General features: G+C 54.0%; 16 protein-coding genes and 1 pseudogene. 6 read left to right on the top strand and 11 right to left on the bottom strand.

The features are described from left to right. Positions 1-294 precede the first annotated feature (294 nt). On the top strand, positions 295-1,599 hold the full coding sequence (locus tag CFT65_RS03455; protein WP_088826625.1) for an MFS transporter: 1,305 nt from the start codon (positions 295-297) through the stop codon (positions 1,597-1,599). Between the two features lie 343 nt (positions 1,600-1,942). Here CFT65_RS03455 and CFT65_RS03450 read toward each other — a convergent pair whose 3' ends face one another. The 5 genes from CFT65_RS03450 to CFT65_RS03430 all read right to left on the bottom strand — a co-directional run bounded on the left by CFT65_RS03450 (position 1,943) and on the right by CFT65_RS03430 (position 8,505). Continuing rightward, positions 1,943-2,875: an electron transfer flavoprotein subunit alpha/FixB family protein gene (locus CFT65_RS03450; RefSeq protein WP_088826624.1), complete on the bottom strand. Its 933-nt coding sequence runs from the start codon at positions 2,873-2,875 to the stop codon at positions 1,943-1,945. Further along, a complete protein-coding gene (locus CFT65_RS03445; RefSeq protein ID WP_088826623.1) occupies positions 2,876-3,625 on the bottom strand; it encodes an electron transfer flavoprotein subunit beta/FixA family protein in 750 nt (249 codons plus the stop codon). It abuts the gene before it with no gap. 16 nt (positions 3,626-3,641) lie between these two features. Then, on the bottom strand, positions 3,642-5,150 hold the full coding sequence (locus CFT65_RS03440) for a CoA-acylating methylmalonate-semialdehyde dehydrogenase (protein ID WP_088826622.1): 1,509 nt from the start codon (positions 5,148-5,150) through the stop codon (positions 3,642-3,644). A 70-nt stretch (positions 5,151-5,220) separates the two neighbouring features. Then, positions 5,221-7,188: an acetoacetate--CoA ligase gene (locus CFT65_RS03435; protein ID WP_216360404.1), complete on the bottom strand. Its 1,968-nt coding sequence runs from the start codon at positions 7,186-7,188 to the stop codon at positions 5,221-5,223. Positions 7,189-7,209: 21 nt separating this feature from the next. Continuing rightward, positions 7,210-8,505 (bottom strand): acyl-CoA dehydrogenase family protein, encoded by a 1,296-nt coding sequence (locus CFT65_RS03430; RefSeq protein WP_216360403.1) that lies wholly within the window; start codon positions 8,503-8,505, stop codon positions 7,210-7,212. Positions 8,506-8,693: 188 nt separating this feature from the next. Here CFT65_RS03430 and CFT65_RS03425 point away from each other — a divergent pair. The 4 genes and pseudogenes from CFT65_RS03425 to CFT65_RS03410 all read left to right on the top strand — a co-directional run. Further along, positions 8,694-8,882: pseudogene (locus CFT65_RS03425) on the top strand (acyl-CoA dehydrogenase family protein); the annotation flags it as partial. Further along, positions 8,879-9,775: a 3-hydroxyisobutyrate dehydrogenase gene (gene mmsB, locus CFT65_RS03420; protein WP_088826620.1), complete on the top strand. Its 897-nt coding sequence runs from the start codon at positions 8,879-8,881 to the stop codon at positions 9,773-9,775. The pseudogene CFT65_RS03425 and the gene mmsB, both read left to right, overlap by 4 nt. Positions 9,776-9,814: 39 nt before the next feature. Beyond that, positions 9,815-11,002 carry an acetyl-CoA C-acyltransferase family protein gene (locus tag CFT65_RS03415; protein ID WP_088826619.1) on the top strand — a complete coding sequence of 396 codons (1,188 nt, stop codon included), beginning with the start codon at positions 9,815-9,817 and terminating at the stop codon, positions 11,000-11,002. A 32-nt stretch (positions 11,003-11,034) separates the two neighbouring features. Beyond that, complete coding sequence (locus tag CFT65_RS03410; RefSeq protein ID WP_088828141.1) at positions 11,035-12,687, top strand: electron transfer flavoprotein-ubiquinone oxidoreductase; 1,653 nt, start codon at positions 11,035-11,037, stop codon at positions 12,685-12,687. Between the two features lie 606 nt (positions 12,688-13,293). Here CFT65_RS03410 and CFT65_RS03405 read toward each other — a convergent pair. Genes CFT65_RS03405 through CFT65_RS03390 form a run of 4 tightly spaced genes read right to left on the bottom strand, consistent with a single transcriptional unit; the run spans position 13,294 to position 18,323 of the window. Continuing rightward, positions 13,294-13,704 (bottom strand): DUF433 domain-containing protein, encoded by a 411-nt coding sequence (locus tag CFT65_RS03405; protein WP_088826618.1) that lies wholly within the window; start codon positions 13,702-13,704, stop codon positions 13,294-13,296. After that, complete coding sequence (locus CFT65_RS03400) at positions 13,688-15,544, bottom strand: tyrosine-type recombinase/integrase (protein WP_088826617.1); 1,857 nt, start codon at positions 15,542-15,544, stop codon at positions 13,688-13,690. Before CFT65_RS03400 ends, CFT65_RS03405 begins: the two co-directional genes overlap by 17 nt. Next, positions 15,532-17,187 carry a hypothetical protein gene (locus CFT65_RS03395; RefSeq protein WP_088826616.1) on the bottom strand — a complete coding sequence of 552 codons (1,656 nt, stop codon included), beginning with the start codon at positions 17,185-17,187 and terminating at the stop codon, positions 15,532-15,534. Before CFT65_RS03395 ends, CFT65_RS03400 begins: the two co-directional genes overlap by 13 nt. After that, positions 17,184-18,323 carry a tyrosine-type recombinase/integrase gene (locus tag CFT65_RS03390; protein WP_088826615.1) on the bottom strand — a complete coding sequence of 380 codons (1,140 nt, stop codon included), beginning with the start codon at positions 18,321-18,323 and terminating at the stop codon, positions 17,184-17,186. The genes CFT65_RS03395 and CFT65_RS03390 overlap by 4 nt, the downstream gene beginning before the upstream one ends. Before the next feature lie 341 nt (positions 18,324-18,664). On the opposite strand from CFT65_RS03390, the gene CFT65_RS03385 reads away from it, so the two are divergent. Next, positions 18,665-18,934, top strand: a complete 270-nt coding sequence (locus tag CFT65_RS03385) for a hypothetical protein (protein ID WP_088826614.1) — start codon at positions 18,665-18,667, stop codon at positions 18,932-18,934. On the opposite strand, the gene CFT65_RS03380 is transcribed toward CFT65_RS03385, so the two are convergent. After that, complete coding sequence (locus CFT65_RS03380) at positions 18,928-20,418, bottom strand: HAMP domain-containing sensor histidine kinase (RefSeq protein ID WP_088826613.1); 1,491 nt, start codon at positions 20,416-20,418, stop codon at positions 18,928-18,930. The genes CFT65_RS03385 and CFT65_RS03380 overlap by 7 nt on opposite strands. Then, entirely contained in the window at positions 20,405-21,085 is a 681-nt protein-coding gene (locus CFT65_RS03375; protein ID WP_008175694.1) for a response regulator transcription factor, read from the bottom strand. Before CFT65_RS03375 ends, CFT65_RS03380 begins: the two co-directional genes overlap by 14 nt. Positions 21,086-21,180 lie beyond the last annotated feature (95 nt).

Here is a 21,180-nt window from a genome sequence, read left to right as displayed (position 1 = left end):
CGCATCCACTCGACCAGCAAAGCAATGCCCGATACATGTTAGTGTGAGGCGGCGCGACGCCTCCAATTTACTTCGTTTATTCATTTTCGCCCCACGCTTCGAAAGCTGGCGCGGTATTCCATCAATAAACACACTCTTTTATGGCTAAAGTGCAGCCCAACCCGTGTCTCCAGAACAAGAGGTTGAGCTCCGCAGCTCTTGAACCCTCAATATAGTATGCTTCCATTATGTCTTGTTCATTATATGAACTCAGGCGCGTAATTACTGGTCCTCGCGACTCAATGGGAGAATAGTATGAACAAAGAGGTTCTCGATTCACGCAACATAACGCCGATTCAGATCGTCATTCTGATCATTGGCTTTCTCGGGATGATGCTCGACGGCATCGATATTTTTGTCATCTCCTTCAGCGGTCCCGCAATCGCTGAGGATTGGGCACTCAGCTCCGAAGAACTGGGATTCGTTTTCAGCGCCGGTATGATTGGAATGACTCTAGGCGCCATGTTCCTAGCACCTCTGGCAGACATTTACGGGCGACGCAAAGTCATCAGCACAGCCTTTATGGTAGCCGGCATAGCAACCAGCGCGGTCTTCTACGCCCAGACGGTAACTACACTCATCGCATTACGATTCATGGCTGGCTTGGGCCTGGGAACCTTAATGACAGTTTCCCCCGGTTTTTTCGGCGAGTTCGCGCCTAAGAATCATCGCAACTTCGCCATTGCTGCGATGGTGGCCGGCACTTCAGTTGGCGCAATGGTCGGTGGATTCATCGCGGCCTGGCTAATCCCCACAATTGGCTGGCAAGCGCTCTATCTTTCTTTAGGTATAGCAACAATGTTCATGGGCGTGCTGTTCTACGCGGTCGTACCAGAGTCGATCATATTTCTACTGGCCCGCAAACGGGACACAGCTCTGCTAAAAATTAACCGTATCCTGAAATACATCAGACAACCCGAAATCTCCGAGCTCCCGGATGTCGCCAAAAAAGCTGAGTCAGCCAACCTAAAGTCCTTGGTAAAAGCAGGAAGGCGCCGGGCTACCGTTATCATATGGGCTGCATTCGGGCTCATGTTTGGCGTGAGCTACTTCCTCACGAGCTGGCTGCCAAAGATTTTTGTCGATGTGGGCATTCCCCTGGAGCAGAGCATTCATTCGGTGGTGGTTCTCGCTCTCGGCTCAATACTGGGAACTTTTGCCATCGGCTGGTTCTCCAGGAAATTTACGCTGAACTACCTGATTGCTGCCTGCTTCCTTGCCACTACAGTACTCATGATCGTCCTCAGCCTCACAATCCGAAACGATTCGGTGGCCATGCCGTTGGTGTGGACAATCTGTTTCCTTGTGGGAATGACCATGATGGGCGGCTTCTCCAACATGTACACACTGGCGTTGACCATCTATCCCCCACAAATCCGGACCACAGGGCTCGGATGGTGCTACGGAATCGGGCGCATGGGCGCGATAGCCAGTCCGGCTCTGGCCGGTTTCCTTCTGGGTGCAGGTACTTCGCCAGCCAATTTGCTGGCCATCACGGCATTGGTGATGGTTGTGGGCGCGATCCTCGTCTATCAGACAAAGGTGAGTGAAATGCCATAGATAAGCACAACTCATGCGGGCCACTCTCGGCAAGAATTGGAAATCAAATACACAATAAGGCTCAGTTATGTGCACGATTTTTTTGCACCAGTCACTCTAATAGTGATCAATGCGCTTTATGCTTCCGTGGCGGGAGACTTGGATCTGGTCTGTCTGTCGCTCAATCTCAGGCGGATGGGTTAGCTGATGGGACTGACATAGGCGATCTGAGGGGAATATTGGGCGCGCTGAGCTATCGGTATGTGATCGCGGGCCCACTTATAATTCGTCGCGGCGGAGGCACCTGCTCAAAAACACTTCTGTCTCTGAATCAGAGCGCCTCCATCTGGCAGGCCTTAGCACTTCAAAGCTTGCGTTCTAACTCCGGCACGGCCTCGAAAAGATCCGCTACCAGCCCATAATCCGCGACCTGGAAGATCGGCGCTTCCTCGTCCTTGTTGATGGCCACAATGACCTTTGAGTCGGACATACCCGCCAGATGCTGGATAGCACCAGAAATCCCTACTGCCACATATAGTTTCGGCGCCACGATCTTGCCCGTCTGGCCCACTTGCAGGTCATTGGAGACAAATCCCGCATCAACAGCTGCCCGGGATGCCCCTACGGCCGCCCCAAACTTATCAGCCAGACTGTAAAGCAGTTTGAAGTTGTCTCCACTTTGCATGCCACGGCCACCTGAAACGACGATGTCCGCCGCTGCCAGATCTGGTCGATCTGATGTTGTAAGCTGCTCATCGACAAACCTGGCTTTATCGTTACTCAGTACCAAGTCGCTATTTTCGATAGTAGCCGGTTCGTCCTTGGCAGATACCGGGTCGAACGCCGTTGCCCTTACTGTGATCACTTTAACATCAGCAGAAGATTTGACCGTCGCAATCGCATTACCAGCGTATATTGGACGTTTAAAGGTTTCTTCATCCAATACGGAAATAATCTCAGAGATCTGATCAACATCCAGCAGCGCTGCAACCCGGGGCATAAAGCTTTTGCCCCAGGTTGTGGCAGAGACAAGAATATGGCTCGCACCTTTACTTATTTCAACTACCAGATCCGCAATTTTTTCCGGAAGCTGGTGCTCATAGGCCGCATTGTCGCAAACAACCACTGTGTTCACGCCGTCGCACTGGGCTACCTGCTCTGCTACAGCACCGCAATTGTGGCCGGCCACGAGCACCGAGATACCCTCTGGCCTTATTTCTTTCGCAGCCGCTAGGGCGCTACGCGTTGCCCCGTTAAGTTCGACATTATCGTGCTCTGCAATAACAAGAATGCGCATTTAGATCACCCTAGCTTCATTTTTAAGTCTATCGACAAGCTCGTCAACGTCTGCAACCCGGATACCAGCGGAGCGGGTCGCCGGCGCTTCAACCTCCACGATCTGCAACGTGGAACCGGTGTCCACGCCCAGGTCTTTCGGGGTCACGGTTTCCAAGGTTTTTTTCTTGGCTTTCATAATATTGGGCAACGAGGCATACCGCGGCTCATTCAGCCGAAGATCCGTCGTCACAATGGCTGGTAGAGTCAACTCCACCGTTTGAAGCCCACCGTCTACTTCGCGAGTAACCTTTGCTTTGCCGTCCACGATGTCGATTTCTGAGGCAAACGTCGCCTGGGGATAACCGGCCAGCGCTGCCAGCATTTGGCCAGTCTGGTTGTTATCACTATCGATCGACTGCTTGCCCAGCAAGATCAGGTCAGGTTGCTCTTTATCGACCACGCTTTTGAGCAGCTTGGCGATCGGCAGGGCGCTGTGGCCATCTTCAGTTTCAATTAAAATGGCCCGATCTGCTCCCAGCGCCATTGCCGTGCGAAGCTGCTCTTGAGACGCCTTGTTACCCACGGACACCACAATAATTTCAGAAGCTATGCCCTTTTCCTTGAGCCTGACGGCCTCTTCCACCGCAATCTCGCAGAACGGATTCATGGACATTTTGACATTATTCAGATCGACGCCGGACTTGTCCGGCTTGACTCTCGCCTTCACGTTGTAGTCAATCACTCTCTTAACAGCGACCAGCACTTTCATAGACAAATACCTTTCGTTATTTCAGGGTAATGGTGGTATTCACTCCAGCACCCACATCGTCTTCATCAAACCAGCGAGCAGTAACAGTCTTGGCTTGGGTATAGAATTGGATAACCTGTTTACCGTATGGACCAAGATCACCAAGCTTCGAACCTCGCGAGCCGCTGAAAGAGAACAATGGCACTGGCACGGGAATCGGTACGTTGATACCTACCTGCCCTACATCAATGTGCTCTTCGAAACGGTGGGCTGCGCCACCGGAACGGGTAAATACCGCCGTGCCATTGCCGTGCGGGTTACGGTTAACAAACTCGATGGCTTCGTCCAGGGTGTCTACGTTAACCACACACAATACCGGGCCGAAAATTTCCTGCTGATAGACCGTCATATCCGCCGTTACATTGGCAAAAATCGTGGGGCCAACGAAGTTGCCGTTGTCATAGCCCTCAACCTCTGGATTACGACCGTCGAGAACCAACTCAGCCCCCTCATCCACTCCTTTTTGGATAAGGCTATGAATGCGATCCAGCGCGGACTTTGAGATAACAGGGCCAACATCGGTTCCATCCTCAACGCCAGCGCCAACCTTTAGCGCCTTCGCTCTTTCAATCATATCGGGCAGCCAATTCTGGGCCTCACCGACAAGAACCATGACCGGCAACGCCATACAGCGCTGTCCCGCAGCGCCAAAAGAAGCACCGACGATGTTGTTCAGGGTTTGATCTTTGTTCGCGTCTGGCAGAACCACACCATGGTTCTTCGCCCCCATCATACACTGCACTCGCTTACCGGATTGGGAAGCACGGTGGTAGACATGAGTACCTACATGAGTCGAGCCAACAAAGGAAATGGCTTTGATATCCGGGTGGTCACAGACACCGTTAACCGCATCTTCACCTCCATGAATGACGTTCAGAACACCCGCCGGAATTCCCGCTTCCAGAGCCAACTCAACCAGACGCATGGTCACCATGGGATCCTGTTCGGACGGCTTGAGAACGAACGTATTACCCGTCGCAATGGCCATCGGGAACATCCACAAGGGAATCATTGCCGGAAAGTTGAATGGTGTAATACCGGCACAGACACCGATAGGTTTGAGTAGCGTATAGGTGTTCACACCGCCAGCGACATTGTTTGCATGCTCGCCCAGCTGCAGGTTACCAACAGCGGAAGCATGCTCTACCACCTCCAGGCCACGGAAGACATCGCCTTCGGCATCAGCCAGAGTCTTGCCCTGCTCAGCGGTCAGCAGAGCCGCCAGCTCCTTCATATTTTCACGAATAAGCTGCTGGTATTTCAGAAAAATTCTTGCACGGGCACCAATTGGAGTCTGTTTCCAGCGCTGAAACGCCTTGTTCGCACTTCCCACGGCACGCTGAATCTCATCTTTGGTCGCAAACGGCACCCGAGCCAGCACTTGCTGGGTGGCCGGATTGACTACATCGCGCCATTGATCAGTTTGGGATTCAATAAACTCGCCATCGATCAGGAGCTTTACCGTTGGAATATCAGTTTCCGACATACTTTTTCACCTTTCGAAATTTGACAATTCTGAGAAAACGTTCTGAGAGACAAAAAAATCAACCCCGACCTTAAGCGTTGCTCAGAAATCGCTCTGCAAAATGTCTGTACCATTCGAGACTTTCCGGATTGGCCAGCGAATCCCGGTTAACCACCTGCCCCAGGGGTTCACCAAGAAGCACTTTTTTTATCGGCACTTCGAGCTTCTTGCCAGACAGGGTTCTGGGCACCGCTGGTACGGCGAAAATATCGTTAGGGACGTGCCTTGCGGTCAGCGCATTGCGGATACGCGATTTGATGTCCTCACAGAGGTTCTGATCAAGTACTACTCCCTCTTTGAGCACGACAAAAAGCGGCATGTAGGACTGTTTGCCAAGAAACTCCAAGTCCACCACCAGGCTGTCCACCACCTCAGGCAACACCTCTATGGCTTGATACAGCTCACTGGTGCCCATCCTGATGCCATGGCGATTAATCGTGGCGTCTGAACGGCCGTAGATAATAACTCCACCGCGAGGCGTGACGCTCATCCAGTCGCCATGGCGCCAGACCCCCGGAAAGGTGTCAAAGTAACTCGAGTAGTAACGCTCGTCGCCTTTGTCATTCCAGAAGTACAATGGCATGCAGGGCATGGGCTCCGTGCAGACCAGCTCCCCGACTTCATCAATAACCTGCTTCCCGGCATCATCAAAGGCATGAACAGCAGCACCGAGTACCCGACACTGCATCTCTCCCTTGTAGACAGGTAAGGTCGGATTGCCCCCGATAAAGGGACCAGCAAGGTCGGTCCCACCAGACATGGGAGCGATCCAAACATCCTTACCCAGTTGCTCCTGTATCCATTCGTAACAATCCGGTGCCAATGGAGAACCGGTGGACCCGATGGTGTGCAGACTCGATAGGTCAGCTTCCTTGGTTGGCTGGACGCCACCTTTCATACAGGATTCGTAAAAAGCGGCACCTGCACCAAAAAGCGTGACATCGGCATCACCTGCGAATCGCCAGAGCCGGCCGAGATCGGGATACCCCGGGCTGCCATCGTAGATACAGACTGTACTTCCAACCAGCAGCCCACCTACCTGACAGTTCCACATAATCCAACCGGTAGTGGAGTACCAGTGATATCGGTCCTGGGCACCAAGATCATTATGGAAACCCAGACTCACTGACATTGAAAGGATGATGCCACCATGGCCATGGACAATCGGCTTGGGTTTGCCGGTTGTTCCGGATGAATAGACAATCCAGAGCGGGTGATCAAATGGCAGCCACTCTGGCTGGAATTCAACCGAGTCAGAAACCAGTTTGGACCAGCTAAGAGTCTCTTCCTCCCTGACAGGTGCGCCTTCGGTTTTCAATACGTCAACAGGCACAAAGTGCCTCACGGAGGGCAGTTGCTTCCGGATCTGCCTGACGACCTCTCTACGGTCGTAAACCTTTCCGTTATAGCTGTAGCCATCGCACGCGATCAGTACTTTCGGCTCGATTTGCCGAAAACGATCCAGGACACTAATGACTCCCATATCCGGCGAACACACAGACCAGACAGCGCCAACGCTGGCACAGGCCAGGAAAGCGACAATGGTTTCAGGGCGGTTGGGTAAGAAAGCCGCGACACGATCGCCCTCGCCAACACCTAAAGCCTTCAGAGACGAGGCCAGGGATGCCACCTGTTTCTCCAGTTCCTGCCAGGAGATATCCTGCCTATTGCCCGCTTCGTCCTCAAAAATAATGGCGGGACGATTTCGCCCCGCATTTTTAAACACCTGGTTTACATAGTTCACCTGTGCGCCCGAGAACCATTTGGCGCCTGGCATTTTGCGGCTATCCAGAACACTTGAGTATCGCGCCGGGGACTCCACTTCAAAGTAGTCCCAGATACTCTCCCAAAACTCTTCAATATTACTTACGGACCACTGCCAGAGTGAATCGTAATCACTGAAGGTAGTGTTTTCCGAGCGGTCCGCCAGCCAGCGGGCGTAATGGCTGATACGAGCATTGGCTGCGCGTTCAGACGTTGGTTCCCAGAACGGTTTCACGTTAACTCTCCCGAATATTGATCAGTAGGATTTAGGCAAACCCAGAACTCTCTCGGCGATGAAACACAATATCAATTGGGGAGAAACTGGAGCTATTCGCGGCAACATGGATTCGCGGAAATACCGCTCAACATGGTATTCCTTGGCATAGCCCATGCCGCCATGCGTCATCACCGCCGTTTCACAGGCGCGATAGCCCGCTTCGGCGCAGAAAAACTTCGCAGCGTTGGCTTCGGCGCCACAGGACATACCTTGGTCATACAGCCAGGCGCCTCGCTGATACAGAAGAGTGCCCGCCTCGAGATCGATCCACCGCTCGGCCAGGGGATGCTGGATGCCCTGGTTCTTACCAATCGGACGGTTAAAGACAATCCGCTCTCCAGCGTACTTCGCCGCCCTTCTTAGCGCTGCCCGACCGAGGCCTGCTGCCTCAGCGGCCAGCAACAAACGTTCGGGGTTAAGGCCATGAAGTATGTACTTGAAACCTTCACCTTCTTCACCGATACGGTCTTCCACCGGTATCTCAAGGCCATCAATAAACAGCTGGTTGGAATCCACTGCCTTACGGCCCATCTTTTCGATTTCGTGCACATCAATCTTGCTGCGATCCAGATCCGTGTAAAACAGACTTAAACCATGGGCGGCGGATTTGACCTGGTCGATAGGTGTGGTGCGTGCCAGCAACAAAATCTTGTTGGCCACCTGAGCCGTTGAAATCCACACTTTTTGTCCGTTGACTACATACTTGTCACCTTTTCGCACGGCCATAGTTTTGAGCTTCAAGGTGTTCAGTCCAGTGTTGGGTTCAGTGACCCCAAAGCACGCTTTCTCCCTACCTTCAATAATTGGGGGCAGCCAGCGCGCTTTTTGTTCATCGTTGGCGTGAACCACCACCGGGTGCAGACCGAAAACATTCATGTGTATGGCCGACGCGCCAGACAACCCCGCTCCGGACCCACTCACTGTTTCCATCATCAGGCACGCTTCACTGATACCCAGCCCCGCTCCGCCGTACTCTTCAGGCATCGCAATACCCAACCAGCCAGCACTTGCCATCGCGGTATAGAAGTCCTCAGGAAAACCTCCGATCTTGTCTTTTTGGGTCCAGTACTCATCGTCAAAATTTTTGCAGACATCCTCGATGGCCGAGCGGATGGCAGCCTGATCTTCAGTCAACGCGAAATTCATAAAACCCTCTCTCTTCAGCATGCCAGCATGAATTTTGCTGTACCAAGATGGCATAGTTACAATCATTATGGTATGGAACCATACTATATTGACCATCCTGTGACAAGCGCAATGCATGCGCCAGTCCATGCTTTGTTCATCGAGCGCCTTTTACCTCCTAAAAACCTAAATAAACAACGATATATAAACATAAACTAATGCCGAGCCCCAGGGATCAATTTCTTTATTTGACGGCTTTATGCTAGCGTATATAATTATAGAATACTTTTAAGGTGTGTTGATGTGAATTTTGAGCTAATCGAGATCAGCACGCTTTCCGCGAAGCTGGGCGCCTCGGTTTTTGTGGCCTCTATGTTTCAAAAGAGCATGACGGTTTGGGACTAAGCCGGTTGGACACCTCGATAGTTGTTAAGGAACTGGCAGCGGCATGCCCGTCAACCGCTGCATTCAAGACCTTGAGCCATCCTGGATCAACAACTTCTTCGAGTAAAAGGAGCCTGTTATGACGACCATCGCATTCATCGGCCTAGGAAACATGGGCGGGCCAATGGCCTACAATCTGGTCAAGGCTGGCTACCAGGTCAACGCCTTTGATCTTTCTGATTCGGCCGTCAAAACGGTTACGGACGCTGGAGCAAGGAAAAGCGATTCGGCTACCTCCGCAATCGAAGGTGCCAACATTGTTATTTCTATGTTGCCAGCGGGACGACATGTGGAATCCCTTTACCTTGGCGACGAAGGTTTATTTCAGAAAATCGCCCCCGGAACACTGGTTATTGATTCTTCCACAATCGCCCCGGAAACGTCTCGCAATCTGGCCGAGGCGGGTCGGGTTTACGATATCCGGTTCCTGGATGCACCAGTCTCCGGTGGTGTTGCCGGCGCAACAGCCGGCACTTTGACATTTATTTGTGGTGGGGCAGTTCGTGACTACAACGAAGCACGGCCAATTCTGGAAACGATGGGCAAAAACATCTTCCACGCCGGCGAAAACGGGGCCGGACAGGTAGCAAAAATCTGTAACAACATGCTGCTGTCTATTCTCATGTGCGGTACCAGTGAAACCCTGGCTTTGGGCGAGAAGAACGGTCTCGATCCGAAGGTGCTCTCGGAAGTCATAAAACAGAGCTCCGGTGGAAACTGGGCACTTAACCGCTACAACCCTTGGCCGGGTGTTATGGAGAATGCCCCGGCAAGCAAAGGGTATCAGGGCGGCTTCCTGGTCGATTTGATGAGCAAGGACCTTGGACTCGCGCTCGACAATGCGGTCACCAACAAAGCAGCCATCCCTCTGGGATCGCTTGCCCGGAACCTGTTTCAATTACATGGCCAACAGGGCAACGGAAGGCTGGACTTTTCGAGTATTCAGAACTTTTATCGGGATAGTGAAGAGGGCTAACAGCCGTCTTTATCCGGATTGGTCAGCGAGGACGCGGACATGTCACACAATCAGGTTTATGTAGTCAGCGCGGCACGCACCGCCATCGGCAGTTTCGGCGGCTCTCTAAGGGAGCAGTCCCTTTGCCACATTGCCACCCATGCTGTTGGGGCTGCGCTAGAACGTTCCGGCGTACCCGCAGATGCAGTTGGCCATGTCGTAATGGGAAATGTCATCCCAACAGAGCCGCGTGACGCCTACCTCAGCCGGGTAGCCGCCATGGATTCGGGAATTCCCAAAGAGACGCCCGCCTTCAACGTGAATCGCCTATGTGGCTCAGGTCTTCAAGCGATCATCTCTGCGGCACAGTCTATCATGCTGGGTGATGCCGATATCGCCATCGGCGGTGGTGCCGAAAGCATGAGTCGGGGCCCTTACCTTTTGCCGGCCATGCGCTGGGGAGCCCGACTCGGCGATTCCGGGGTGACCGATTACATGGACGGCATCTTGCACGATCCATGGAAACGTAATCACATGGGCGTCACTGCGGAGAACGTGGCTGAGCATTACCGCATCACCCGAAAGCAACAGGATGAACTTGCGGCAGAAAGTCAGCGACGAGCCGCCCATGCACTGACTTCCGGCTACTTTGATGAACAGATTGCGCCGCTCGAAATCCATTCACGCAAGGGAACTACTGTATTCAGCATCGACGAGCATGTAAGGGGTGACGTTACTCCGGATCAACTGAGTGGCATGAAGCCGGTATTTGCCAAGGAAAATGGCACCGTCACTCCAGGCAACAGTTCGGGACTTAACGATGGTTCAGCCGCACTGGTCCTGGCGGCAGAGCAATCTGTTTCATCATTGGGGCTCAAGCCCTTGGCTCGTCTGGTAGGTTACGCCCATGCCGGCGTAGACCCGGATTACATGGGGATTGGCCCGGTACCCGCAACACAGAAAGTACTACGCTGGACCGGCCTGAGCCTGAATGACATTGATGTTATTGAGGCAAACGAAGCGTTTGCTGCCCAAGCCTGTGCCGTGATTCAGGAGCTCGGGCTTGATCCTGCAAAGGTAAACCCGAATGGCTCGGGCATATCTCTTGGCCACCCTGTTGGTGCCACAGGTGCCATTATTTCAACCAAAGCCATTTATGAACTGCACAGGACCAGAGGGCGCTACGCTCTTGTGACCATGTGTATCGGCGGCGGCCAGGGCATTGCCGCAATTTTTGAGCGGACTTGAACGCCTCTCTGAACTCAATTGAGGAGACCAACGTGGAACGCGAATCGATGGAATTTGATGTTCTGATCGTCGGCGGCGGCCCGGCGGGCCTGTCGGCAGCGTGCCGTGTCATGCAACTGGCACAGGAAGCTGGCGAGGAACTCACCGTATGCGTTGTAGAGAAAGGTTCTGAGATCGGCGCCCACATCCTGGCCGGTACCGTATTCGAGCCCACTGCCCTCAACGAACTCTTCCCGGACTGGAAAGAGAAAGGTGCCCCGCTCAACACGCCGGTTACCCGTGACGACATTTTCCTGCTCAAGAACCAGGAAGGCGCCACCAAGATCCCCAATGCGTTTGTGCCCAAGAACATGCACAACCATGGCAACTACATCATCAGCCTTGGCAACCTGTGCCGCTGGCTCGCCGAGCAGGCCGAAGGTCTGGGCGTTGAGGTCTATCCCGGTTTCACCGCTTCAGAGACCATTGTGGAAGAAGGCCAGGTCAAAGGCATCATCACCGGCGATATGGGCGTTGCCCGTGACGGTTCCGAGAAAGACGGCTACATGCCGGGCATGGAACTGCGCGCCAAGTACACCCTGTTTACCGAAGGCTGCCGTGGTCACCTCGGCAATCGCCTGGTAAACGACTTCAAGCTGGATGAAGGCAAGGATCCGCAACACTACGGCATCGGTATCAAAGAGCTGTGGGACATTGATCCGGCCAAACACGAGCCGGGCCTGGTGGTTCACACCACTGGCTGGCCGCTGAAGGAAACCGGGGCCACCGGCGGGTCTTTCCTGTATCACCTGGAAAACGGACAGGTTTACGTGGGCCTGATCACCGATCTCTCCTACAGCAACCCGCACCTGAGCCCGTTCGATGAATTCCAGCGCCTGAAACTGCATCCTGAAATCAAGAAGCACCTGGAAGGTGGCAAGCGCGTTTCCTACGGCGCCCGCGCCATCACCAAAGGCGGCTACAACGCCCTGCCGAAGATGAGCTTCCCGGGCGGCCTGCTGCTGGGCTGTGACGCTGGCACCCTGAACGGTTCCAAGATCAAGGGCTCCCACACCGCCATGAAGTCGGGCATGCTGGGCGCCGAGGCGGTTTTCGAAGCGCTCAAGGATGGCAAGAACGGTGAGGAAATCAGCAGCTTCCAGAAGAAGTTTGAAGACAGCTGGCTATTCAAGGAACTCTACGCCGAGCGTAACTTCGGCCCGGCCATGCACAAGTTCGGTAACATTGTTGGCGGTGCGATCGCCTTCTTCGAGCAGAACATCCTGCGCGGCAGCCTGCCGATCACCTTCCACGACACCACTCCGGATTACGCCACCCTGAAGCCGGCGGACGAGTGCAAGAAGGTGAGCTATCCGAAGCCGGATAATTCGCTGACGTTCGACAAGCTGTCGTCGGTGTTCATTTCCAACACCAACCACGAGGAAGATCAGCCGGTACACCTGAAGCTGACTGATCCGGATATTCCAATCCGCGACAACCTGCCGAAGTACAACGAGCCTGCGCAGCGCTACTGCCCGGCCGGTGTATATGAAGTTGTCGAGAAGGATGATGGCAGCGGCAAGCGCTTCCAGATCAACGCCCAGAACTGTATTCACTGCAAGACCTGTGATATCAAGGATCCTGCCCAGAACATTAACTGGGTAACTCCGGAAGGGGGCGGTGGCCCGAATTATCCGAACATGTAGCCGGCGTGACGCTTTTTCCGAAGCCATCACACCGATCGTCAGAAACGGTTATCTGAAGCCATGAACCCTATGCCTTGAAATTAATTGCTAAGAAGTTGGAGAGAAAGCATCGAGCTCTCTCATATCTCAACCTACACAAAAACAAATAAATAGGTATCTTATGAAAAAAACAATCAGCTTTGTGTGTATTAGTTTCTTACTAACCCTCGCGATTTGCGCTCTTACCGTTGTCTATTGCGGGGCCTGGTCAACGTTTCATAACCCCGTTATCAGTGCGTCCTGTAGCAATTCGTACTGCCCACAACCCGCTCATGGAACATGGGCAGCAATGCGCTAGAGCCGCCGACACTCATGCAAGATGTAGTAGCCCATTCAAACCGGACACTGTTGTAGAGACAATGGCCTGGGCGCAAACCTAGTGCAAAGGAGCGTCCAAGGTGGTGTCGCCATGCTATATTTGGCCTGACAATCACTCGGTACTGGGGCAAACCCAAATACCAAGTCGCCCATTCGGCGCCCAGAAACTGCAGAAATTTGCAACGCCGTAAACGTTCGCTTTTGTTTAAAAAGTGGAAGAAAAAGGTTCCGGCCAAAATCTGTATCGCACTACTCACTCGACTTCCCCCTGAAATTAGTCACGTTTTTAGCCGCTAAGATGGCCGCGAGACGGCGGTTTTCGAGTTCCAGGGTGGCGTTTTTTGACGCGAGTTCGTTGCGTTGCTCGGTCAATGCCACGATTTTTTCCCGGAGCTGACGGTTCTTGGCTCGCTCTTCTTTGAGCTTCTCGTGCTTCTCATCACGCTGTCTTTGGATCGCTTTATTGGCATTACCCCGGATGCGCTCCATCAGGTCAGGGTAGTCTTTGTGGATCAGGGCACGACTGACACCGGCCTCCTCAGCTACTGCCGCCACGGAGACTCTACGCCCTTTCGCCACCACTTTGGGCTTGCCATTTTCTAGTCGGACAATGGCCAGACGGATACGTTTGTGAGTCTCTGATTCAGGTGAGTTCGACATCCGTCACTTGCTCCTTGAGGCGGTTAATGTCCACGCCGAGATCGGTCAACACCCTCTCGCAACGCTCCATGGTGCGTTCCACGGTCTTCGAACCCGAGTCGGTCAGGTCGTCGATCTGAAGCAGTTCGATCTGTTGCAGGTACAGCCCTTCCCAGAACGGTTTGTGGGTATCGTCAATACAGCCGTGTTCGCAGTCCTCGCACTGGCCACCCGCGCAGTCAACGCCGGTATCATTTGTACACCAGGCAATACCGGTGGAACGCAGGAACACAAGTTCGCTGATAGCCTCGACCATTTCCCGCCGATCCTTGTAGGTGCGTGCCTCCTGGGTGCGGCCACGCATTTGGCGAATATGACCGGCCATGCCACCGGAAAGCGGCGTATCGGGCTCTAGCCAGTGGCCCACAATCGCCTGACGTTTTCCATCAAACGCCGCATAGATTTCGTCGTAGAGCTCAAGATCCTGGTTCTCGTTCATCGCGTACAGGATGGTCATATCGAGGCTCCAGTGCTTGAAGTGATCCCGAAGGTACCGCAGATCGCCCAGCTTGTGATGCACTGCGTAGTTGGCGAAGGTGCGCCGGAACTGATGGGACGTAAGATTCCAGTCCAGCCCAAGAGTCTTGGCAAAGTTTTTTAAGACCGCATACAGAGATTTACTACTTAGCCGATAAAGACGGTTTTTTTGCGCCGAGACTTTGGTCAATCCCACCGCGCCTGAGATGGACCGTAAATGGGTTATTTCCTTGAGGTCTTCTGCCCCCTTGGCCGCTTCCAATGCTGATTCCAGGTCACGCTGCAAGGGCGCTGAGAGTCGCTCCAGGGCTTTCACGGCGTCGATGGCAATCTTGGGACAGAGCCAGGAGGTCTTACCCGCATGGGTTTTGTCCGAACGCGAGACTAGGAAGTAAAACCGCTCACCGTCCCGAACCTCGCTGAACCACTCATCCCGATGGATCAAGCCGAGTTCATGGGCGCGGATGCCGGTGGTGGCCAGAATGATCACAAAGCACCCATCGCGCAGGTCACGCAGCGTTTTCCTAAGGGCCCCGAGTCCTTGATCCCAGCCACGGGTTTTCAGGAAGCGGCTTTTTTCCTTACGTTGGTGTGACCGGTCTTTTGAGCGCGGTTGATAAGCAGCCACCGCATCCCGATGCGCCAACAGATCGTTGGCTTGGCGAAGCAGAGATTCCGCGAGTTGGAACAGCGTTTTCAGAACGTCGTCGGGGATGATTTCCGTCTTGGCTTTTTTAACACCCTGTTTCCATTCGGCCAACGCCGTGGCCGTGCTGTCGGGCCAGGGGTGATCAAAGCCGCTTGCGGTGTCCCGGAGATCCTGCCAGCAGCGTTCGACCGCAGATAACTTGTAAAACTTTGCCTGCCCACCCAAAGGCGTTCCCGGCTTTGTAGGCGAAGTCAAACGGCGAACGTATTGGACGTAGCGGAACGCCACCAACGGCGTCACCTGCGTGTGCGAGCGGATGCCCTGATCGTGCAGCCAGTTCAGCCAGAGGACGAGGTTGTGGAAGTGCTGTCGGATCGTTGCGTTGGCTAAGGCATTTTCCGCCCAAATTAAACGTGCCATCACGACTTTGGCCTCAGCCCGCAGTTGCTCGCCGCTGATACGGGTGAAGTCCAGCTTACGTTTGTTATCGACCGAGTTGCCCGTCTCCTTGGACTTGGACAGCCACCACACGTCGTTTTCATACCGCGAGAGCACGTAGAGCACGCTCTCAGCTCGATCCGTGGTCACGATGCCGTGCAGCCCCTCGCCACGGGGTAACGCTTTTAACAGCCGTTCGCGGTCGGCCAGCACCTCTGCGCCCGTCACCGTGCCCATATCGCCATCCTCGCCATGCTCAGATCCCGCCAAAACGGATGTGGATGGTCCTTCGCTTTCTCGCGCTGCTCCTTCACAAGCGCTTGATCAAAGTGAGGGGCGATCTCTTCATCGATCAGGCGGATGACTTGCTTGAGGTATTTTGTCCAGCGCTTGCCACCAAAGGTGTCGTAGTTACGCAGGGCGGCCCAGTAGAAACTGAACAGCCGATACAGGTCATCACCGGTCACCACAAAGCTCTTGCACCGGAAGCAGCCCAGATAGTCCTGACAAGGCTGACCGTTTTTCGGGGCGCGTTGCCCTTGCCGGACATCCTTACACGACGACACAGGCGTTCGATCACTGGCAATGATCGTCGATTTGCCGCGCATTTCTTCCACACGGGCTTCGCCCAGGAACCGCATGTTAGTTTCCGCTTCCGGTGGCGCTTCCCAGTAGTGAGCATTGCCCGTTTGGACCGTGTGTCGTCCTGTTCTCGCGGTGATCAACGGATCTTGTCCCGACAGCTCCCACACGCGATTGATGAGCGTCTGACGCAATCGACTGACATTCAGGGCGAGCGGCTTGCCATCGTCGGTTTCAAGCTGGTGTTGGTCGACAAGTCGCTTAGTTGTTTGATGCAAAACTGCCGCCGTAAGTCGGTACGGTTGGCCCGCGTGAGATTTCCGCTTGCATTCATAGATCAGCAGCCGATGTGGGTCATCGAACTGAGCACGAACGGCGGCGTTCCGCTCCACAATCAATTCAATCGCATCGGCGGCATAGAGGTGAATACTGGCCATCTCAGCCACTTCTTCCGACTTGCGCAGAGCCACCACATGCGTGTTCATGCCACGGCGTTTAAAGCTGACCAGAAGGCGCAGGTTCGACTTCAATGGGTGTGGCTGCACACAATCCGTGGTCAACTCCAGGATGGGTGTCGGGTTCATGCCCGTAGACAGCGCAATGGACAGGACGCAGACGGTCAAATCGAAGTTGGTCAGCGGCTCCGAATGGGCCACAATGCGCTCCATCTCGGTCCGAAGCGCTTTGATCAGGAAGCGCTTCTCGTTCTTGCTGAGAGCTTTCTGGCTTTTCTTCCGCTTGTTGGAGTTCGGGAATGGATTGCGAGGCCAGACGGTGATCATATCGGCCTCCGGCCAGAAGCCGAATCGATGACAGGCTCTGAGTAGCGATTTGGTAGCAGTGAAGTAGTTTTTCTGCGAACTGTATCCAACGGGTTCATTTCTGAGGTGCTGGAGAAATTGTTTGATGGTGTCGGCGTTCAGATCGGCCATGGTCAGGCGTTCGCCACTCGCCGCGTGAAGCAGTGACAGGAAGGGCGCCAGGTATCGAAAGCCACCGATCCAGTAATTCACAATCGTGGTCGGGCTGAGAGACCTCCCCTTCGTTTTGATGCTCTCGGCAACCAACTTTTCCAGGGTGCGCTGGCAGGCCATGGTGATGTCATCATACCCCTGACTGTAAAACGGCCCGAAGTCTGCGAATCGAACGTTTGTTGTGTTTTCCGGAATGGCAACGACGGTGTTTGCTGGCTTTGAAATCGGCCACTGATCAACAAAGGGGGTTGTCACCTCAGCGGCCGTCTCGCCCGCGCCCTGAACACCAAACTTATGCGCCTCTATCGTGAAATCCTTTTTCATGTGCAGGCCGCCTCCTTCGCCGTTTCCTCAATTTCTTCCTGATAGTTGGTGCGCAGGTCGTCTTCGATATCGTCGAGAAAATGCAAGTATTTTTCCGTGGTCGTGATACTGCTGTGGCCCAATCGATCTCGGACGTAGATCAGGGGATTGAACGTCATGCTTTTTCGGGACATCAACGATTTCAGGGTGTGCGTTGCGTAGGTATGACGCAGGATATGGGGATGGCAGGCGAACGACAGGTTCAGTCGGTTCAGTGAATTATTGAGTGAAGTTGGAATGCTCCAAGGTTTGCCCTTGGCCGTCACAAAGAGGGTTTTCGGCTCTGTCTCTTGTTGTCGGATCGTTTCATGGCGCTCGTGAATCAGGTACTCCCAGAGATCCGCCATCAAGGAAATCGGCACATGGATCGTCCGTGGCTTGTCGCCCTTGGTGCTCATCTGTTGGGGATCAAGCTCAACCACTACATGACTTCGAGCCGAGATAGATTGGGGCGCTGACACACAAGTGACTGGAAACGTCAGCAACTCTTCTTTGCGCAAACCGGTCAGCAAGGCCAGTCGAACGATCAACCGAAGCGTCTTGTTCTTGATGGTTTTCAGCAGCTCATCGACCTGCTCTTTGTTGAGGACTTTGATCTTCGTTGGAGAGGTTTTCAGCAGCACATCATGTTTAACGGCATACCCGCCCGATGTGTCCGTGTGTGCCAGGAAACCCTTGGGCTGCCTGACTCTTACCGTCTCAAGATCATAAGGCAGTGTGCTTACCCAACCTTGCTTCAGAGCAAATTGATAGAACTTGATGACCAGATGCAGTCGACGGTTAACCGTGGAGGCACTGAGGTTAAATCGATCAAAGGAAACATCTCGATACAGGGCTAGAAGCGTTTCGTGGTTTCGGTGATCAAGCTCTCGCCAATCAAACCCATTGGCTTCGATGAATTCAAAGTAGTCACACAAGTCTCTTCCGAACGTATCCCAACTGCCCCGACTTTGGACACTTCCACGTTTTAAGCAGTGATGAACGAGAAACTCCATTCCCTCGACAAACACATCATGGTTGCTTTTAAGAAGAATGGGGAACCTTTGATAAGAATGGCCCCTGACCCCAAACTCGGAAGTAGATAAAAGGAACTCCAACCTCAACCCTCGAATACTGTATTTTTAATCAGTATATCTGATTTCTATTCGGGTGCAATTAAGAGGTTACATATTCTGTAGTATGAAACATAAAAAAACCCCGTAAAAACGGGGTAAGGCTAGCGCTGTGCTGGAGGGAGAAGCAAGCAACATATCTGCAGGCTTCAAAAGCTACAGTTTCAATTATGCACACCAAGGATTACACCTGCGTGGCCAAGGAATTACCTTTTAGTCAGGGAAACTACGAACGCTCACCCCCGGAATTAGGTTGCAGACTCTAGGATCGGAGCATAGCGTAGTTGGTATTATTTCTTACAGATTCCATTCACGGAGAAACCAACATGAATACCCAAACGCTGCTGAACATGGCACTTAATGGCGTGGATGCTATTGGCTACCGGCTGGACCAGTACGGAATCACCGGCAAGGTCAACCGCCACAACATTGCGGCTTTTCTGGCAGTAGAGCAAAAGCATCTGGAAGGTGAATGGGACAGCATTCAGGTACGAGTAAATCGTCGCCGCTCTCAGGTTGAAAAAATTACCCACGAGATCGAAACCCGCAAAGACGCGCTGATCTCCCGGATTAACCGGTTCCGCGCCAGTCAGTGAGTATTTACGCCGGTGGGTTCAGCGGCGGTTCGGGTGTCCCCGGCCGCTGACTCCGCAGGCTGTTCGGCCTGAGCCGCCCGAATTCGCTTGCGAGCTTCGGTAAAGGCGGGCATCTTCACAGCCACGGTCAGCCCCGGCGGCTCCTCCCCTGGGCGAGTATCGCTCAAAACAATCCGGCCCTGGTGGATTTCCGCCACAGCACTTACCAGGCTGAGTCCCAGACCATTACCCGGTAGGGAACGACTCTTGCCAACCCGGTAGAAGCGCTGGAAAACCTGGTCCTTCTCGGCATCGGGGATACCGATACCACTGTCCCGAACTTCAAAGACTGCCTCAGCACTCTCACGCCGAACGGAAACGCCGATGACGCCATGCTCCGGCGTGTATTTGATCGCATTATCAATGAGATTGCTGACCATCTGGAACAGAAGGTCGCGGTCCCCCTCGATCATCACCCCGCTTTCCAGGGCCTGTTCAAAGGACTGGTCCTTATCCTCAGCCAGCGCCTCGTAGAGCTCACAGGCATCGGTTACCAACTCATCCAGAGACACCGGCTTCATATCTGCGGTATTGCCCCGGGTTTCCAGCCGGGCAATGCGCAACAGGGCGTTGAAGGTAGCCAGCAACTGGTCGGCTTCTGCCACGGCTCTACCAGCCTGCTCCCTCGCTTCGTCGTTATCCACCGACATCAGCGTGTTTTCAAGCTGGTTGCGGAGTCGGGTCAGGGGCGTGCGCAAATCGTGGGCAATGCTGTCGGAAACGTGCCGGATGCCCTCCATCAGGTACACAATCCGGTCCAGCATCTGGTTCAGGTTTTCCGCCAGCTGGTCGAAATCGTCATCGGTGCCGCGGGTTGGAATCCGCAGGGACAGATGGCCGTTCATAATCCGGCGGGAGGTGTTATTGATAACCTCGATACGCCGGGTGGTGCTGCGGCTCATCAGAAAACCACCGAGTAACGCGAGGGCAAGGGTAATCCCCATGCCCCAGTTGATGGCGGTTTCAATCACCCGCTTCAGGTTGGTGAGTTCGTCGACATCCCGCCCGACGAGCAGGCGCAAACCACCCTGAACCTCGAAAATTCGGGCTCGGGCCAGGCGTTCGGGCCCGTTCCAGCCGACGGATTCATTCAGGGTAAAGTTGATCCAGCCACTCTCCGAGCGGCTGCCTTCCGGCCAGGTCTCGATATTGCCGGCCAGCTTCAGGAAGTCGTCGGTGGTGAGCAGGTAAATGGATTTGGCGTTGGGATCGCGGGCAACACGCTCACGGATAATGGTGATGAGGCCGTTCACGCCACGGCCACGATACTGCTCCGCCAAACCGGCGATTTCCGCTTCGATGGTTTCGTCGGTCTGCGCGGTCATGAACCCCGCTGTACGCCAGTAAATAAAGGCCAGTAACAAGAATACCGAGGTGGCAAACACCACCATGTACAGCAGGGCTAGCTGAAAGGACGAGGTCCTGAGCTGGCTAAGCAGTTTCACGTAACATGTACCCTGCACCCCGGATGGTCTGCAGTAAGGGTGTATCGAATTCCTTGTCGATCTTGGCTCGCAGCCGGCTGATGTGCACGTCGATGACGTTGGTCTGGGGATCAAAATGATAATCCCAGACTTTCTCCAGCAGCATGGTCCGGGTCACTACCTGGCCGGCGTTGCGCATCAGATATTCCAGCAGACGGAATTCCCGGGGCTGGACATCAATGTTCTGGCCGGCCCGCTTGACGGTGCGCGCCAGCAGGTCCATTTCCAGATCGGCCACTCGCAGTACCGTTTCGGTTTCCGCCGACTGGCGATTGCGCCGTACCAGGGATTCGATACGCGCCAACAGTTCGGTGAACGAAAACGGCTTGGTGAGGTAGTCGTCACCGCCGCCGCGCAAACCTTCCACGCGGTCGTCCACATCGCCCAGGGCGCTCAGAATCAGAACCGGCACCTGGTTTCCGGTTGCACGCACCGTCTTGATGATGGACAGACCGTCCATGCCCGGAAGCATGCGGTCCACAATCATGATGTCGTAATCCTCGCTGGCCGCCATCATCATGCCCTCCTTGCCATCGGCTGCATGGTCGACCACAAAGTCGGATTCCTTCAGCCCTTTGACAAGATAATTTGCAACGTCCTGATCGTCTTCGATTACCAGCGCTTTCACCGGCTCTCCTCCCGATAGCGGATTACAGTAACGACAAGGGTACGAAGAAGTTGGCAACCCGGCCAGTTACGATCTTGTAAGAGGGTGTCGCCATT

Source organism: Marinobacter sp. es.048 (assembly GCF_900188435.1).
In the GTDB taxonomy this organism is placed as follows: Bacteria; Pseudomonadota; Gammaproteobacteria; order Pseudomonadales; family Oleiphilaceae; genus Marinobacter.
The sequence above is the reverse complement of the archived record's forward strand: the minus strand, read 5'-3'. Positions and strand labels throughout refer to the sequence as shown.